Origin of the sequence: Campylobacter sp. BCW_6468 (assembly GCF_001762865.1) — a bacterium.
GTDB classification, from domain to species: Bacteria; Campylobacterota; Campylobacteria; order Campylobacterales; family Campylobacteraceae; genus Campylobacter_D; species Campylobacter_D jejuni.
Window position 1 is genome coordinate 71,502 of the sequence record NZ_MJXQ01000010.1, and the last position, 17,527, is coordinate 89,028.

Sequence of the window (17,527 nt, forward strand, 5' to 3'; positions counted from 1 at the left end):
ATAAAGAGAAGAGATTATGAGGCCAGAAAATTACGTAGCATTTTTCACTGTTTGTGGATTTTTTATAGGACTTGCATTTAGCATTATTAGTATAGATGAAGCCTTTGATATACTGATTTTTACTTGTTTTATTACTTTTATGTTTTATGTTTTTGTTCATATTGCTATTATGAATTTTATAGATGTAAAGAAAATTAGTGGCAGAATCTTTAATAAACACGATTATGAAAAAACTAGCAATAATATTATCAACGATTTAGTTATTCGTGAAAAGAAAATGGATATAATTTTAGAAAAGCTCAATGAAGAAAGAGAAGAGCTAAAGAAAAATGAATTCAAAGAAAGACGAAGAAATGCTAAAAGAGCCGCCTAAAGCTTATGCACAAATGCTAAAGAAAGAGCAAGATGAGCTTGTGCTTTCTTACATGCCAGCTCTGCGTGCTATGGCTTTTAGACTAAAAGAACGCTTGCCTTCAAGTATAGATGTTAATGATCTTATTAGCATAGGCGTTGAAGAAATGATAAAGCTTTCACGCCGTTACGATAAAGAACAAAATGATAACTTCTGGGGTTTTGCAAGAAAAAGAGTTAACGGCTCTATGCTTGATTATCTTAGAAGTCTTGATGTAATGAGTCGAAATAATCGTAAAATTATTAAAGATATTGATGCAATCATGGATGAATATTTTTTAGAACATGAATGCGAACCTGATGATGAGTATCTAGCCAAAAAACTTGATTTAGATGTAGAAAAAATCAAAGAAGTAAGAACAGCTCATGCTATTAGCTATACCCTGCCCATTGATGAGCAAATCGAACTTTATAATGAAGACAATACTTTAGAAAAAATTGAAAAAGAAGAACTTTTAGAAAAAATTCACGAAGTGCTAGATGATCTTAAAGAGCGCGATCAGTTAATTATTCAGCTTTATTATTATGAAGAATTAAGCCTAAAAGAAATCAGTGAAATTTTACAAATCAGTGAAAGCAGAATTTCACAAATTCACAAAAAACTTCTTAAAAAACTTAGAGAAAGGCTAGTGTAATGGCTGAGATACTCTCCCAAGAAGAAATTGATGCTCTACTTGAAGTTGTCGATGATAACACTGACACACCCATAGCCTCAAATTCAAAAGATGAAAAAGATGAAAGAAATATCGTTGTATATGATTTTAAGCGTCCCAACAGAGTTTCAAAAGAACAACTTAGGACAATCAAAGGCATACATGATAAATTAGCAAGAAATTTAGCCTCTCAAATTTCATCGATGATGAGAAGTATTGTTGAAACTAAACTTCATTCAGTCGATCAGATGACTTATGGAGAGTTTTTAATGTCTTTGCCAAGCCCAACAAGTTTTAACGTTTTTTCTATCAAACCTTTAGATGGAAACTGTGTTTTAGAAATCAATCCAAGCATAGCTTTTCCTATGATAGATAGACTTTTGGGCGGACAAGGTGATAGCTATGAAGCTTCGCGTGAGCTTACGGATATTGAGCTTAATTTGCTTGATTCTATTTTGCGTATCATTATGCAAAGACTTAAAGAAAGCTGGGCTACCGTAACTGAAATTTATCCTAGTATAGAAGCTAAAGAATCAAGTCCAAATGTTGTACAAATCGTATCTCAAAATGAGATTGTTATCATGGTGGTAATGGAAATCATCATAGGAAATTCAAGCGGAATGGTAAATATCTGCTATCCTGTAGTACATTTAGAAAGTATATTAAGCCGTTTAGCAAACCGTGATATTATGATGGGTGAAACCTCAGCCAAAAAATCACGCAACAAAGAACTTAAAACTTTAATCGGTCGCGCTGAAGTGGTATATGAGGCAATTTTAGGAAAAACCTTAATTAATGTTCATGAATTTTTAGAACTTAAACAAGGCGATATCTTAAGACTTGATAGAGAAGCAGATGATAAAGCTATAGTAAGCATCGATAAAAAAGATGTTTTCTTAGCACAAATTGGATTGCATCGTTTTAGAAAATCTATTAAAATTTTAGAACTTATACGCACAGATAAAGATGAAATCAAAGAAATTTTGGAAAAATACGAAGAAGAGCGTAAAGCTAAAGCTAGTGTTTATGATGAGCCTGAAGAGGAGGATGAAGAAATATGATCAATGATTTTTTAAAAATGTTTACAAATGAATGCATCAGCACCATTGAAGGTTTAACAGGAAAAAGTGCTGAATTTAGCGAATATAAAGAATTTGATGTCAATGCAAGCGATACTTTAAAAGCACCTTTAGTGTATGCTATATTTAATATAGCAAATGGTGGAAAAATAGGAATTTTAGCTGGTGCTGTTTTAATGAGTGCCATTGGTGAATGGATGATGGGTGAAGAAGAGATCACCAAAAACGATAAACTAGGTCCTGATGAAATGGATGCAGCTAAAGAAGCCATCCAAAATATCATTTCAGCATTTTCTACAACCTTAGGAGCCCAAAAAGACATTCCAAAAATGGATTTTAGCATAGAATCTTGTGAATTTGTGCCTGAAAGCGTAGATTTTAAAGATTTTAAAAAATTATTTTTATATGATGTAAAAATAGGCGATTTAGAAGAACAAGTTTCTTTAGCCATGGATCAAACACTCCATAACATCCTAAGCGGGAAACCTGCTGAAACAGGAAATACAAGCACTGATTCTAATCACGATACTGAAGAAAAAGCGATAATGCTTAGCGAAGAGCTTAAAAATATCAATCTTATCATGGATGTGCGTTTGCCTGTTCGTGTGCGTATAGGCAATAAAAAAATGCTTTTAAAAGATGTTTTAACTATGGATATAGGTTCAGTTGTGGAGCTTAATCAACTTGCAAACGATCCGCTTGAAATTTTAATTGGGGATAAAAGAATTGCTTATGGCGAGGTAGTAATTGTCGATGGTAACTTCGGCGTTCAAATTACAGAAATTGGTTCTAAAAAAGAAAGATTAGAACAACTAAGATAAAAAGTTTTAGCCTACAAATTAAGAATAATAAATATAAACGAATTAAAACTAAAACAAACTAAAAGGGCTGAAATCAAAATGTAAAGATTTTGGAGTGTTTAACTTAAAAGGTTTTAGCTCTTTTTTAGGAGCAACAATAAAGCATAACCACCTTTATTATATCTATCCCAAATACTAAAAAATTGACTTTTAGAACTTATATATTCTCCATGGCTTGGATCAAGCACTTGTAAATAATTACCTTTATGATTGATAATTATAACAAAATGTGGGAAGCGTGGATCATCTTCAATTTTTACAAGCATTGGAATATTTACAAGTTTATCCAAGTTTTCTCTATTGATTTGATATGAGTTACTTTCATAACCTAGCTTTTTAACCGCATCATTTAAATCTGCAAAACTTACCATATCCGTATAAAGTTCCTGTCCACTCATAATCTTTAAAAGTTTAAGCTCATCAAACTTTCTGTCATCAAGTATATTAAGCAAAGTTGCTAAAGATGAAGCTCCACAAGATTGCTCATAAGTTTGCCTTATTACTCTTTCGTTTTTAATTTCTTGGTAAGATTTGACTACCCATTCAGCTTTTGCACTTAAAGCAAGAATGGATAAAAATAATAAAATTTTTAGAATTTTCTCCATAAACTTATCCCAAATATGCTATCAGGTGAAGCAGAGCTTCCCCCAAAACTAGCATTAACTGAGACTGCTGTATCTGAATTAATGCTATAAGTAGAACCTATACTTAAAGTTGGAATAGATCGCACTTCAGAATTTTGATGGCCATTGATTTTTTGCTCAGTCTGAAATCTTTGCTCTGCCCCCAAATCTAAAGTAATTTTGGGGCTTAGAATAATAGATAAATTTCCACCCACATAAATACTATTTCCATACTCTATTTTAAGAGTTTTAAATTTTCTTGATTGATTATAACCAAATCCTGTATAAATACTATAAACTACAGGATCGCTATATCCCCTTAAACTAGCTTGTAAGCTTTGTGATTTCAGATAAAAGTTTTTGGTTTGATTGATTGCTTTTTCTCTTTGAACGACTGCAGCTTGAAAGGTAATTTGTGGAATTAAATCTGCAATGCTATCGCCTGTATAAATAAAACCTAGCCATAAACTATCAAAACCTATTCTGTTTTTACTAGAATACTCATTTGTAAAAAAGTTTGTATATTCTTGTCTTGCATAACTTCCGCCCCCTGAAATAAGTATGTCAAACTTAGGTGTTATGGTATAAATGAAAGTTTGAGTTAAAAACACTTGCTTTGTATCATTCCAAATTGTAGGATCTCCGCCTATTGTTATATTAGGATAAAGAGAATACGAGTTTGCATTTCCTGTGCTAAGTAAAGAAAAGCTTGTAATACTTCTTAAACCTATTTGCTTTTTAAACAAACTGTCTATATTTAGTTCATCACTAGCAAAAACACAACTGACTAAAACCATAAATGTTAAATAAATCTTTTTCATTGTTACCTTTCTAAATATTTTAAAAAATTTTTTTAAAGCAATGAATGTTCCAAATAAAAAAATTTGATTTTAATATATAATTTATGATATTATTCAAATAAAGAGTAAAATAGTTAAGAAAAGGAGAATTATATGTTAAAAAAATTAGTAAATTGTTTAATTTTGGGTTCTTTATTTACAAGTTCTGCTTTTGCTGGGGATTTTTTAGCTAAGGTTAGTAATGGTGCTTTAAGTGATAATTCTCAAGGAGTTAAGGCTCTTAATTTAGATGAGATGAAACAAGTTAAGGGTGGATATCAAGTTCTTACAAGCAAACTTGGAAATTCTGAATATATAGCATTAGCTATTCCAGATAATACAACAACATATAAACAGTTGGTAGCCATTTATACCGTAACTGGCGATAACACTTTTTCAAATACATTTTTAGGTTATACAGTAAAAAGAAATATCGCAATATCAAGCTCGGGAAAACCTTATGTTCTTTTTAACTATGGTGTTGCACTACTTGATAGACAAACGGGGTTGCATAGAGTTAATTCGAGTGAGATTTTAAATAATAATCAGGTTATTAAAGAATTAACTATGAAATATAAAACTCAATTTGAAAGTAATCTTGGTGGCTGGACTGCTAGAGCTAGAAGATAAAAAACTTATGAAAAAATCATTTTTGCCGATTTATCTTATAAATAAAACTTTACTTACAGGAAGGTAAAAATGATTAATGGTATAAATTCTTATTCAAGCTACAATTACACAAATACTTTTAGTAATAATACTTCAAATATAAAATCATCTAATGTTGCAAATGATAACTCAAGCCTTGTAAGCGATAAATCTAGGGCAGTAAGTAAAATGCTAGGATATGGCGTAGATAAAGATGGCTTTTTTACAAGCGATTTTAACGAAGCTGCAGGCTTACCAAAAGATTATAAGATTTATGCTAAAGATATAGAAAATTTTGTTAATATTCAAACAAAAAGTCTATTATCAAGTTATATTAATATTGATATAGCAAAAAGTATAGGAAATGCTTATAAAGTATTTTCAGAACTTTTAAATGATGAGTTAAACAATAAAATCAATTTTACAAAAGAAGACTTAGTAAAAATACCACAAGGTTTCGAATTTAATCAAAATACTTTGGAGATAAATAAAAAATATAATTTAAATGATAAAGAGTATAAAGATTTTATATCTAATTATCAAAATTACTCTCCGACTTCCCATAATATAAAAATAATGACTTTTTTCTCACTTGATGATAAAAGTGATATTTTTAAATATTCTTTAATAGATCCTACTCCTTATAGTAATAATGATAAAACTATAACAAAAAGTGGTATTTTTATGACTTTCTTTACTGGATTTCAAGCAAAAAACTATTTTATCGAAGGACAAACAAGTATTTTAGGCAAAATGCAAGGATTTGATAAAACTATGAGTCAAAGTGAAATTGATAATTTAAACAAATTCATAAGTGAAAATAGTATGAATTTTAAAGGAGATATTTTTAAGCTTTTTGATTTATTAAATTCAGATATGAGCATTGATGATTTTAAACAAAAAATACTAGAACAAAAAGAAAATTTAAACAATCCTACAAAAAATACAAATAACAAAGAAACTTCAGAAGAAGACAAAAAAAGCCATTTAAACCTATACAAGCGCAAAGTTCAAGCGAAACCTATAAAGATGATAATAAAATGAATGAGCTTTTAAAAAAGCTACTGGAAAATAAATTTGGCACAAGCGATGAGTTAGAACTTCTTTTTGGTATGAAATTTAGTGATGATAACACAGGAGAATTTAACAAAATTATTTCTCAAAATACTGCACAAAAAAGTATAGATATTAAAGCTTAAGGATTTAAAAGTCTTTAAATTCCTAATCTTAATAAAATAAACCTATTAAAACTTATATAATAAAGAACTTATTATAAATTTTTAGCTAGAATGGAATTTATTTTAACTAAAGGTTGAAAAATGAATGAAAAAATAAGCCAAGATTTAGAAAAATTTGCTAACATACCAAACCTAAAAAATGCCGTAACTTTTTTTGGTTCAGCAAGACTTAAAGAAGATAATTTTTATTATCAGCAGGCTAAAATTTTGGCACAAAAATGTGTTCAAAATGGTTTTTGTGTGATAAGTGGTGGAGGTGGTGGTATTATGCGTGCAGCCAACGAAGGTGCTTTTTCACAAAAAAATAATACAAATTCAATGAGTTCTGTAGGGTTTAATATATTTTTACCTCACGAGCAAAAACTTAATGATTTTGTAGAATATAATATTACTTTTGAGAGCTTAGCCATACGCAAAATGGCTCTTATTGAAAAGAGTCTAGCTTTTGTGATCTTCCCAGGCGGCTTTGGAACACTTGATGAATTGTGTGAAATTCTTACATTAAAACAATTAGAATTTAAAAAAGATGTTCCTATTATTTTGTTTGGGAGTGAATTTTGGCGAGGTTTTGATGAGTTCGTCAGAAATTCTTTACTCAAACTTGAAGTGATTTCTAAAGGAGATGAGTTAAAGTATAAAATCACTGACGACTTGGATTTTATAATTAATACTTTAAAGGAAATTTAATGAAAATTCTAGTCGCTATGAGCGGTGGAGTTGATAGTACAGTCACTGCTTACAAACTTAAAAATTTAGGTCATGAAGTTATAGGTTGTTATATGAAACTTCATGGCAAACCAAATTATCACGAAGAAAATATCAAAAAAGTAGAAAAAGTTGCAAACTTTTTGCAAATTCCTTATCATATTTTAGACTTACAAGAAGATTTTAAAAACAAAGTTTACATGCCTTTTGTGGATACTTATAAAGAGGGTAAAACACCAAATCCTTGCGCTTTATGTAACCGTTTTATCAAACTTGGAAAACTTTTAGAATTTGCTAAAAGTTTAGGTTGTGAAAAACTTGCCACAGGGCATTATGCAAGACTTGAAAACAACTTAATAAAAACCGCAGTAGATGAAAGCAAGGATCAAAGCTATTTTTTAGCTAGCGCAGATAAAGAAGCTTTAAAATATCTTATTTTTCCGCTAGGCGAAATGAAAAAAGAAGATGTGAAAAAATTTGCTTCCACTATAGAGGTTTTAAAATCTTTTGCCACCCAAAAGGAAAGTTCTGAAATTTGCTTTGTTGAAGATACTTATGTGCAAGTTTTAGATCAGTTTATGGATACAAAAATTCCTGGAGAAGTATTAGATAGTAGCGGAAAAGTGGTAGGCAAACATGAGGGCTATATGCACTATACCATAGGCAAAAGAAGGGGCTTTGAAGTGCGTGGGGCACATGAACCACATTTTGTTTTAAAAATCAATCCTAAGCAAAACCAAATCATCGTAGGAACCAAAGAAGAACTTAAAATCAGTGAATTTAACCTAAAAAATATCAATCTTTTTATAGACGCTAAAGAGCTTGTTTGCGAAGTAAAAATCCGCTATCGTTCAAAATCTACACCTTGTAAGGTAGAAATTTATGAAGATAAAAGCGCAAAAATCACTCTAAAAGATCCTGTTTATGGACTTGCTAGCGGACAAATGGCAGTCTTTTATGATCATGATAAAGTCATAGCAAGCGGTTTTATAGAATAATTTCTAGGAATTAATTCCTAGAAATTATTAATAAAATCCTAAAATTTTCCACCAAAAAAGCCCAACAGCTATCATCACCACTATATCAACCATGGAAATCACAAAACCTATACTCCACCATTTTTTAAGAGTTACATAGCCCGTTCCAAAATAACAGGAGCTGTTCCTGTTGCATAGTGAGTTAATGCCATCATAACATTACCTGAAGCTATCATAATAAAAGCATAAAAAAGTGGTGGTGCTCCTAAGGCAAGCTGCACTATAAAAAACAAAAAACATTGCTGATATATGAGCTGTAATGGAAGCAAAGAAATAGTGTGTATATAAAAAAAGCAAGGCTTAAAAATATCATAATAGAAATTTCCCCAAGTCCCATAGCAGAAGCAAATTCACCTTAAGCTTCAGCTAAAAACTGTGTAACACCAAGTTTGCCAAGTAAAGTTGCCATCATTACAAGAGCTGAAAACCATACTAAAGTATTCCAAGCAGCTTTTTCAGCCAAAACTTCCCCAAAAGTTAAAACTCCACTAATCAACACCAAAGACAACCCAAGCAAAGCCACACTAGTCGCATCAAGAGAAATTCCAAAAAAACAAACCCAAAGCTCCAGTCCATAAAAGTAAAAGCGAGACAAAAACACTGAGCATGATTTTTTCACTATTTTTCATTTTTACAAGTTCTTTTAATTTATCTTTAGTAAAAGTAGAAGCATTAGGCGTGGATTTAATTTCTAGCGGAGAGAGAAAATAAAGCATCAAAGGCATCAAAAGCATAGCAGCTATACCAGGTAAAAACATCCCTAAAGCCTATTACCCCCAAGTTAAATGCACTTCTAAATTTGTAGCTTGTGCTATAAGATCAACCACCAAAGGATTTGGAGCTGTAGCTGTAATAAACATAGCTGATGAAATAGGATTGGCTCTTGATAATTTACCAAAGAAAGATAAGTGCCTATTTTATTTTGTGTTCCATCTTCAGGAGCGGATTTAAAACTTCTTGCAATAACTTGAACTATAGGATTTATGATAACCCCTGCTCTTGCAGTATTTGAAGGAGTAACTGGAGCTAAAATAGTTTCACAAAAAGCTATAGAATAAGCAATACCTAAGGTTTTTTTACCAAGAATACTGATAAAATGATAAGCCAAATGCTCTCCAAGTTCTGTTTTAATAACTCCACGAGCCACAATAATAGAATAACTATAAGCTAAATAAGAGAATTTGAAAAACCACTTAAAGCGTCTTTTATACTCGTTTTAGATTTTAAATTTGATATAGCAGTATTTACCTTTTCATCTTATACTCTTTTGATATAAAAAATCAAGTACTGAAGTATTTAAAGGAAATTTTAGTCTCATCAATAAGTTGTTGCGTAGAAGTTTTTGAAGTAGCTTTGGTGTAAATTTTACTTAGATTTTCAATTGGGTAGTGGTAATACCACTAAGAGCCACTATGGCAATAGCTATAAAAGGCATTACTTGTAAAATCACTGCCATAATCACGGCAATAAAAAACTCAAGAAAATGCCAAGAATTATCTTCCAAACCTACAAGGAGTAGGTATAGGCCAAAACACAGTTGCAATTAAAATACACAGCACCAACAAGGGAATTTTCTTTCTATCCATTGTTTATCCTTTGATATTGGTAATGTAATTTACAATGCTTAAATTCTAGTTAACTAATATTTTAATAAATCTTAAAATTATAATTTTTAAATAAATTTTTAATTTATAAAAAAGCTAGCCTAATTGAAAAATGGGAATTTTAAAATGAATAAAACCCTTCCCCAGATAACTGCGGCACACACTAAAATCAAGTGCTCTGCTGTGTTCCCACCCTGAAGCGGTGCTTAAAAATAGCATTGCACAGGTCTAAGAAAAGGCTTAAAAATTATATCATAATATACTTAAAAAGCCTTGAGTTGTTAAGATTCAATATATAAATTTGCAATCAATCCATTGTTTTTATAAGAATTTTAAAAATTCATTTGTCAAATTATTATTTTATTTTCAAAAAATACGATATAAAAATAATTATTACATCCAAAAAGGAAAAATATGGAAGTTAAATGGAGTAGAGATTTTAGCATTAAAAATATGCAATTAGACAAACAACACGAACTAATTTTTGAAATTACCAATCTTGCAAATGATTTAGCTCTCAAAATTCAAGAAAACAATACACAGTATAAAGATGATCTAAAACAAATTCTTGCAAAACTATTTCAATACATCAAAATTCATTTTAAAGATGAAGAAAAATTTATGGAAAGCATTGATTTTCCTTTGATTGAAGAACATAAAAAATCTCATCAAATATTAGTAGAAAAAACTAAAGAGCTTTTAGAGCATTCAGATAATATTGTAAAAATGTCTCAAGAACTTTCCATATTAACCAAAGATTGGATTTTAGATCATTTTGCTAATGAAGATTTATGGATAGCTAATTTTACAAAAAAAACCCTACACCTTCAAGAAATCCATTATACCTTGGAACAATACATAAAACTAAAATCAATCAAACAAGACCTAAGAGCTGAAAAAACTCATGATTATATTTGCAATTGTTCTTTGCGTATCCATGCAGTTCCACAGACTATACATCAAGAGCTTGTTAGCAAAGAAAATACCTTAAAGTGCGAAAAATGTGGGCAAATTTTAGTTCATTTGGATTATTTTGATTTGAATCAAAATTTCGAAAAATTCAATGCTATTTTTGAAGATGCACTACAAAATCACCATTTCACGACTCAAAAAAATGATATGGGGGGGGGGATAGATGAATTTTCAAGTAAAAACCTTAGAAACTTTCAATCCTTTTGAAAGTTTAAATCATGAACAAGCAAACACAGAACAAATTCTTGATTTTAGAGTTATAGATTTTAAACTTCTGTGTTCTAGTGTAAAACCAGCAAAAACAAAAACTTATGAAAGAAAGGATTTTGACTTATTTTATGCAGATGATTTTTTTGTAAAAAACTACAATACCATAGTGCAAAAATTTCTTATAGAAATTTACCCAAAAACCCAAAGTTTTCCTTTTACAGTCAAACTTAGATCCAACTCCAACCTAACCCATCTAAAAGCCAGTATCAACCTTACAGAAAATTTTAAATATTACCCTAATTTAAAATTTGATATTTTGCAAAATATCTACAAAATAATGATCAAACAAAAATTTTTAATCTTAAGACTTGATAAAAATTTATTTGACAAGATTGATGATTTTATCTTATCAATACAAAAAAGTCCATCTATTAAAGAAATAGAGCTTGAAATTGCCAAAGGTGTAGATAAGATTGAACATAAAAGTGATGAAATTATTTATCATAGAGATGTTAACGAAGAATGTTTTGACGAAAATATTAACTATGATGAAGGAAACTACTGTAAACCTATTGAAAAAAATGAGCTACTTTTTGAATACATTTATAGAATTCTTGGAAAAGAAGGACGAAATTTAAGAGGAGAAATCCTTCATTTAAATCCAATAGCCTTTCTTGATAATCCTTTTATCATAAAAGATGAAAGCATTTACACAGAAGAATTAGAAGATAGAATTAAATATTTTAGCGCCAATTATGGATTTTTAAATAAAGACCACTCAGGATATAGCGTTATAAACAATTTAAAATTATCACAAATAGGGCTTAAAACAACCGGTTCAATCAAAACAAATACCGATGAAAATATAAACTTAGAAATCACTAATTTTGATATAAGTGATGATGCTATTAAATCAGGTATTGTAAATGTTCAAGCTTCAAATATAAAAGTAAATGGGAATGTTGGAGCAACAAAACTTTATGGAAAAAATATCAGTATCAAAGGCTTAACTCATGCAAAAAGCGAAATTTTTGCACAAGATATTTTTATTACAACACACAAAGGAACTTTGCAAGCTGACACTGTATATATAAAAAATTTAGAAAATGGGACAATTATAGCTAAAAATGTATTTGTTGAAAACTGCATGGGTGGAAAAATAGAAGCAGAAAATATTTATATTTGCAATTTACTAACGGATAATACTTTATATCCAAGAAAAAATCTAATCATAACAAACAATATAAAATTTAAAAACAATATCGTAGTTTCACCACTAGTTTCTATTGAAAACAACTCAGATACAGAATGCGAAAATCTTAAAAATCTAAGCCTTAAAATAAAAAGTAAGCTTGATGACACCATAAGCAAAATGCAAAATTACTATGATTATCTAATCAAAAATCAAATCAAAATCATCAAACTTCAAAAGACTAAAAATCCTAGCGCCATAGAAATGAAATTTTCAAATCTTTATCACGATATCATAAAAAAATACAATCATCTTAGCATTTCGTATAAAAAATTTATAAAATTAAAATATCAAATTGATGCGAAATTAAATTTCTTAAATGAAATGGTTTACAATGTAAAAATATACATAAAAGCCGAAAATATCGGAGAGGATAATTTTTTAAAATTTTATCCTAACACAAACACCAACCTTGAACTAAAACATCATATAAATTTAAAAGACTATGAAAAGGTTTTATATCTTGAAAAAGGACAGCAAGTAAGTTATATTAAATCAAGCCATAATTATAGCGAAAGCGACATAGAAGAAATTAAAATTATTTTTGAAAAATTAGAAAAAGATAATTCCTAAGAATTATCTTTTCATATTAATGGCTTTTTGTATCATCTGATCACTTGTAGTGATACTTTTTGAGCTTGCATCAAAGGCTTTTTGAGTTACGATAAGGTTTGAAAGCTCTGCGCTTAAATCAACATTTGATTGTTCTAAGAATCCGCCTTTAAATTTAGCTGTATTAACAACTTGACCATCTTTCATAATAAAACTTGCATCACCGCTATTTGCCGTTGCTGCAAAAATATTATCTCCCATAGCAACTAATCCTTGCTCATTGATAAAATTATATAAAGCAAGCTTTCCAACTATGGCATTTTTACCATTGCTAAATTGCGCAACAATACTTCCATCATCGGATATATTATATTGTTCAAAAAACCCTTCAGCTACACCATCTTGTTGTGTAACTACATTTTTTTCGACGCCTTGTTTAATATAAATCCCACTATAACCCGAACCAGGCTTGTTAGCATCATAAGGAGAACCTAAATCAATATTAATTGTTCCACCATTTGGATTTGCAATGCTTGTAATATTGTTTTGAAGCAAAGCACCATTTTTATCAAAAACCATATTTCCTTCAGTCGGATTGCCTACGGCATTGCCATTAGAATCATAAATTTGTGCAATAGCTTTATATTGTATATTATCGCCTTCTTGCGGTAAAACTCTTTCAAGTGTAACCCTTAAAGTGCTTTTACTTCCATCTGCATTATAAATAGGGGATTCTAAAATATCTTTATTGGCTTTTTGTTGCTCTGTTGAAATTTGAGCTGTATCAAGCTTGATGCTATTTTCATCCAATCCTTTTAAATCAAGCTCGTTACTTTTAAAATTTAGATTTTCATCTAAAGTCGCTTCAAAGCTTGTTTTTACGCCATTATCATCAGTGAAATTTAAAATAATCCTATCACCCGCTTTAGCACTAAACACATCTTCTTTGCTAACACTACCACTAACTACATATTTTCCATCTTCAGTTTTTGTAATGTTAAATTTACTAGGATCAAGATCTACTTTAACTACTTCTGTTGTTGTGTTAGTATTTAAACTTCCACTCCATTTTACATTTTGAGTTACTTGAGGAGGTAAATACATATTCACAGGTACTTTAATAGCCCCTTGAGAAGCGGTTGTGCCTATACTGAAAGAATTATTTGAATTTACAGTAAAACCATTATTTACCGGAGTTCCTGTGTTAAGATAATCCCCCATAAGCCCAGCAACTCTATCGCTATAGTTAATACCAGTAAAAGCAGGATTCATTGTTCCTAAAACAAAATTTCCATAAGAATCTACCAAATATCCATTGGCATCTCTTCTAAATGATCCATTTCTAGTATAGTAAGCATTGCCATCAGCCCCTAAAACCCCAAAAAATCCTTTTCCTTGCAAAGCCACATCAAATTCGCCATCACTTGCAACAGGAGAACCCTGTTCGAAAACAACTTGAGAAGATGCTGCACTGCTACCATAACCACCTTGAGCAGGGTTGGTTGATTGGGTTGTTATGGTAGTATAAAAAATATCTTTAAATTGAGCATCAGAGTATTTAAAGCCCGTGGTATTGACATTTGCTATGTTATTAGCAGTGATATCAATACCAAAGCTATTGCTTTTTACTCCAGAAATCCCATTATAAAATGAATTCATCATGGCTTATGCCTTTTCCTCTTTGTTGCCATCTTCTGTAGATCCAGACCCAGAAGAATCTCCATCGCTTGAACCACCACTTGAGTCTCCACTTGAACCGCTTCCTCCAGTAGATGAAGATGAACCAAGCTTATAATCTGTTATTTCTTGTATTGCATCAAAAGGAACTTCTTGTCCAGCCATTTTTGCATAGGCAACACCATCTTTAAAAACAACACCTTCGATAGGATAAGTTCCGTAATTTGCAGTGATTTTTTCACCATTTTTATTATTATAAACCATTTTAACAGTGTACTCACCATCACCTGCATAAACCCCATCGTTATTTCTTCCTGGCCACTCCATAGTAAATAAACCTTGAGAAATAGATTTAGCATCGCTTTTTTCACTGAAAACAAGTTTATTATTGCTATCATAAATTTCTAGCGTAACACCGTTTTCATCAGAATCTTCAGGCAAATACATTTTAAGAGCGATAAGCTCATCTGCACCTGTAAGTTTGATTTTATTATCCGAAACAGTTGCCATTTTACCAATAGCCCCTAAAGCTGAAGTACTCATACTTGTACTAAAAGAATCAGAAAGCTTTTGCATAGTTTCAACCATTTTTTGCATAGTTGTATTGGTATTTTGCTGCATTTCAAGTGCACTAAGCTGTGAAGTTTGAGTAAGCATTTTATCGCTATCCATAGGATCTGTTGGATCTTGATGTTGAAGCTCTATCAAAAGAAGTTTTAAAAACGCATCCTTATCTAAGGTAGCATTTGGATTGCTCACTATTCCTGAGCTACTGCTTGAATCTGTTCTAGTTGTTCCACTAGTACTTCCTGAAGAAGTAGTACCTGAAGTTGTAGCAGTGGTATTTAAATTCCAATCCGATGATGATATCATTATAAACTCCTTTTTATTTAGTTTTTTATTATTTAAGCAATAAGTGTTCCAATTTAAAAATACTTCGCTAAAACAAGCTCTAGATTGACTTTTTCACTTTCATTTTTTCCATCTAAAGCATCTTTAAAACCATATCCACTACGATTTTTTCCTTGATTTTGATTTTGCTCTCTTTTACCTTGATCACTAAAATTCATTTCAAGTCCAGTAAATCCCATATTTACAAGAGAATTTTTAAACTCGGCTTGATTTTGGATAAACAAATTCATTGCATTGGCATTGGAGTTGAAATTGATATGAAGGTTATTACCTCTTTGTATCAAAGTTACCTCCACTTCTCCAAGATTATTAGGATTTAGAGTGATACTAAGTTTAGTAATAGGCGCTTTGTATTGATCCACAGCCTCTTTTAAATCTTGTGAAAAATACTGCAAAGTTTCTTTAGGAGTGATATTGCGAGCATTGTTTTGTGTTACTTTATTTAAATCTTTGACTAAAGAATTTAACTCATCTAAGCTATTTTTATCTACATTTTCACTGTGCGTTTTTGTTTGCTCTTGAGTAAAAGTTTCTTTATTAGTAGTATTATTATTAAAATTTGCATTATTCTCTTTGTTTTGAACTACTTGAGTTTTATTTAAATTTTCAAAATTTAATTTTTGATCAAAGAAATTTTGTTTTATATCTTTATTTTCTTTGTTGTTGTTTTTAGGCTCTTTATTTAGATTAAAATCTTTTTGTGTTAAATTGGAAACTAAATTCTGAGTATCTTTGACAATTTCTTTATTTAAATTTTTATCAAGATTTAAATTTTGATCATTGTTCTTTAAATTTTTATTTTGATCTTGTATATTTTCTTGATTTAAATTGTTTTTTTCTTGATTTTTATTTAACTCTTTATTAAAATCTTTGTTTAAGTCTTTGCTTTCTTTATTTAAATTATCTTGGTTTTTTTTATCTTTTATATTTAACTCTTCTGTTAAATTTTTTGCAAACTCATCATTTTTGATATTTTTTAAAGTATTTTTAGCATCTGTGGTATCTTCTTCTATTTTTGATTTAACTTTATCGTTTTTTTCGTGTTTGCTTTCTTTGGATGAAAGTATGGAATCTAAATTTTTTAAAGTTTGAGAAAGCAAAGAACCGCTATCTTTAGAATTTGTTTTTTGCATAGAATGAGTGCTTGTAGTATGAGTTGTATTTTCTAAATTGTGATTTAAATTTTTACTCACATTGGAAATTTTATTATTGATGATTTCTTTAAAAACATTATCCACAGCACCCTTAAAAAAATCAGCCTTATCTAAATTTGGAAAAGTTGCTTTAAGATCAAGAAGACGATCTACTTTAATATTTTTTACATTTAAGCCCAGATCTTTAGCTATGTCTAAAAGCTCACTAAGATTTGATGCACCTTTTAAAGCATTAAAATTAGCCTCTGTTTTAATAAGACTTGAAAGTTGAGTAGAAAGATTTGCTAGTTTAACATCTGCTGTATCTGTTTTTAGCTTATCTAACAAAGAAAGAATTTGCATAAAAGAAGCAGATTCGAAAATGCTTATCTTATCGCTCTCATCAAAAGCTCCTTTTTGAAGTCTGCTCATCGCTTCATTAACAACTTCTTTTTGACTGATCTTCATATGATCAGGTAAAAATTCATTGGTTTCATTGATAGAATTAAGCAAAGAATTTAAAAAACTTTCCGTATCATCTTGAGTTGAATTTTTACTATCACTACTTTCATGTTCTTTATTTTTACTAGTTTTACTAAAAGAACTGCTAGTAGTAGAAGTTTTACTCGGCGTAAGATTTAAAACATCATTTTGCGGAGCTAAATTTGACATCACTTTTCCTTCAAAAAATTATTTTAAAAATTTATCTACCATTACATTAGGAAATTTTTCTTTCAAATAAGAATCTTCATATACTTTAATCATCTTATCTTCATTTAAAGCAGTTAAGATATTTAAAAGCTCTTCTAAATTTTTAGCATTTAAAATTTTCTCTAAATTTTCTTCATTTTCTAAAATTTCTGTAAGCTCACTTGAAATTCTTGCCATTTTTTCGTTTTCATCTGATCTAAAAGTTTCTAAAAGCTCTAAAACTTGAAGCAAAACTTCATTTTTTCTTTCAGCTAGATCACTTTTAAATTCAACAAAAATCTCTTCATTTAATGGTTTTGACATTTTAACTTCCTTTTTAAAATTTTAATTTCATAAGTTTTTAAAGCAAGAAGTGTTCCAAGTTTTGATACTTTGTAGTTTAAGTTAAATTTTTGTATAATCTAAGCTTTT

At 29.8% G+C, this 17,527-nt stretch carries 18 protein-coding genes, 1 other RNA gene and 3 pseudogenes; 10 read left to right on the forward strand and 12 right to left on the reverse strand.

The genetic code is table 11. The features are described 5' to 3' along the window. Positions 1-16: 16 nt before the first annotated feature. The 4 genes from AJ889_RS00575 to fliY are packed head-to-tail and all read left to right on the forward strand — an operon-like array spanning position 17 to position 2,964. Positions 17-373, forward strand: a complete 357-nt coding sequence (locus AJ889_RS00575) for a membrane protein (RefSeq protein WP_002851727.1) — start codon at positions 17-19, stop codon at positions 371-373. Beyond that, on the forward strand, positions 354-1,046 hold the full coding sequence (locus AJ889_RS00580) for an RNA polymerase sigma factor FliA (protein ID WP_002851943.1): 693 nt from the start codon (positions 354-356) through the stop codon (positions 1,044-1,046). Before AJ889_RS00575 ends, AJ889_RS00580 begins: the two co-directional genes overlap by 20 nt. After that, positions 1,046-2,125 (forward strand): flagellar motor switch protein FliM, encoded by a 1,080-nt coding sequence (fliM, locus tag AJ889_RS00585; RefSeq protein WP_002851710.1) that lies wholly within the window; start codon positions 1,046-1,048, stop codon positions 2,123-2,125. Before AJ889_RS00580 ends, fliM begins: the two co-directional genes overlap by 1 nt. After that, positions 2,122-2,964, forward strand: coding sequence for a flagellar motor switch protein FliY (gene fliY / locus AJ889_RS00590; RefSeq protein ID WP_032583199.1), 843 nt, complete (start codon positions 2,122-2,124; stop codon positions 2,962-2,964). The genes fliM and fliY overlap by 4 nt, the downstream gene beginning before the upstream one ends. Before the next feature lie 48 nt (positions 2,965-3,012). Here fliY and AJ889_RS00595 read toward each other — a convergent pair. Together AJ889_RS00595 and AJ889_RS00600 are read right to left on the reverse strand one after the other, a co-directional pair. Beyond that, positions 3,013-3,608 (reverse strand): annotated as a pseudogene (locus AJ889_RS00595) (C39 family peptidase). Next, on the reverse strand, positions 3,593-4,447 hold the full coding sequence (locus tag AJ889_RS00600) for a hypothetical protein (RefSeq protein WP_052784299.1): 855 nt from the start codon (positions 4,445-4,447) through the stop codon (positions 3,593-3,595). Before AJ889_RS00600 ends, AJ889_RS00595 begins: the two are co-directional and overlap by 16 nt. A gap of 132 nt (positions 4,448-4,579) precedes the next feature. On the opposite strand from AJ889_RS00600, the gene AJ889_RS00605 reads away from it, so the two are divergent. The 4 genes and pseudogenes from AJ889_RS00605 to mnmA all read left to right on the forward strand — a co-directional run bounded on the left by AJ889_RS00605 (position 4,580) and on the right by mnmA (position 8,054). Next, on the forward strand, positions 4,580-5,095 hold the full coding sequence (locus tag AJ889_RS00605) for a hypothetical protein (protein ID WP_002870295.1): 516 nt from the start codon (positions 4,580-4,582) through the stop codon (positions 5,093-5,095). Positions 5,096-5,164: 69 nt separating this feature from the next. Beyond that, positions 5,165-6,312, forward strand: a pseudogene (locus tag AJ889_RS09905) (Cj0814 family flagellar-dependent secreted protein). A gap of 120 nt (positions 6,313-6,432) precedes the next feature. Then, complete coding sequence (locus AJ889_RS00615) at positions 6,433-7,038, forward strand: TIGR00730 family Rossman fold protein (RefSeq protein ID WP_002851677.1); 606 nt, start codon at positions 6,433-6,435, stop codon at positions 7,036-7,038. Then, positions 7,038-8,054: a tRNA 2-thiouridine(34) synthase MnmA gene (gene mnmA / locus AJ889_RS00620; RefSeq protein WP_002889096.1), complete on the forward strand. Its 1,017-nt coding sequence runs from the start codon at positions 7,038-7,040 to the stop codon at positions 8,052-8,054. The genes AJ889_RS00615 and mnmA overlap by 1 nt, the downstream gene beginning before the upstream one ends. A 27-nt stretch (positions 8,055-8,081) precedes the next feature. Here the strand turns inward: mnmA and AJ889_RS00625 are convergent. The 6 genes and pseudogenes from AJ889_RS00625 to ffs form a co-directional block, all read right to left on the reverse strand. Then, a pseudogene (locus AJ889_RS00625) lies at positions 8,082-8,326 on the reverse strand (anion permease). A 122-nt stretch (positions 8,327-8,448) separates the two neighbouring features. Further along, positions 8,449-8,616: an anion permease gene (locus AJ889_RS00630; RefSeq protein ID WP_002851856.1), complete on the reverse strand. Its 168-nt coding sequence runs from the start codon at positions 8,614-8,616 to the stop codon at positions 8,449-8,451. Positions 8,617-8,626: 10 nt separating this feature from the next. Next, on the reverse strand, positions 8,627-8,851 hold the full coding sequence (locus tag AJ889_RS00635) for an anion permease (RefSeq protein ID WP_070293190.1): 225 nt from the start codon (positions 8,849-8,851) through the stop codon (positions 8,627-8,629). 53 nt (positions 8,852-8,904) lie between these two features. Continuing rightward, positions 8,905-9,240: an anion permease gene (locus AJ889_RS00640; RefSeq protein WP_032584446.1), complete on the reverse strand. Its 336-nt coding sequence runs from the start codon at positions 9,238-9,240 to the stop codon at positions 8,905-8,907. 222 nt (positions 9,241-9,462) lie between these two features. Next, complete coding sequence (locus AJ889_RS09080) at positions 9,463-9,597, reverse strand: hypothetical protein (RefSeq protein ID WP_032591666.1); 135 nt, start codon at positions 9,595-9,597, stop codon at positions 9,463-9,465. A gap of 237 nt (positions 9,598-9,834) precedes the next feature. Continuing rightward, positions 9,835-9,932, reverse strand: an RNA gene (gene ffs, locus AJ889_RS00645) — signal recognition particle sRNA small type. Positions 9,933-10,111: 179 nt separating this feature from the next. Here ffs and AJ889_RS00650 point away from each other — a divergent pair. After that, positions 10,112-10,876, forward strand: coding sequence for a hemerythrin family protein (locus AJ889_RS00650; protein ID WP_002859748.1), 765 nt, complete (start codon positions 10,112-10,114; stop codon positions 10,874-10,876). Beyond that, complete coding sequence (locus AJ889_RS00655; protein WP_032584448.1) at positions 10,833-12,704, forward strand: flagellar assembly protein A; 1,872 nt, start codon at positions 10,833-10,835, stop codon at positions 12,702-12,704. Before AJ889_RS00650 ends, AJ889_RS00655 begins: the two co-directional genes overlap by 44 nt. Positions 12,705-12,707: 3 nt before the next feature. Here the strand turns inward: AJ889_RS00655 and AJ889_RS00660 are convergent, their stop codons facing one another. From AJ889_RS00660 to AJ889_RS00675, 4 genes are read right to left on the reverse strand one after another with little or no spacing between them, the layout of a single operon-like run. Further along, complete coding sequence (locus AJ889_RS00660; protein WP_002888850.1) at positions 12,708-14,345, reverse strand: flagellar hook protein FlgE; 1,638 nt, start codon at positions 14,343-14,345, stop codon at positions 12,708-12,710. A gap of 3 nt (positions 14,346-14,348) precedes the next feature. Then, complete coding sequence (locus tag AJ889_RS00665) at positions 14,349-15,233, reverse strand: flagellar basal body rod modification protein (protein ID WP_032584451.1); 885 nt, start codon at positions 15,231-15,233, stop codon at positions 14,349-14,351. A gap of 53 nt (positions 15,234-15,286) precedes the next feature. After that, positions 15,287-17,080, reverse strand: a complete 1,794-nt coding sequence (locus AJ889_RS00670) for a flagellar hook-length control protein FliK (RefSeq protein WP_074484769.1) — start codon at positions 17,078-17,080, stop codon at positions 15,287-15,289. Positions 17,081-17,095: 15 nt separating this feature from the next. Then, complete coding sequence (locus AJ889_RS00675) at positions 17,096-17,419, reverse strand: hypothetical protein (RefSeq protein ID WP_002782892.1); 324 nt, start codon at positions 17,417-17,419, stop codon at positions 17,096-17,098. Positions 17,420-17,527 lie beyond the last annotated feature (108 nt).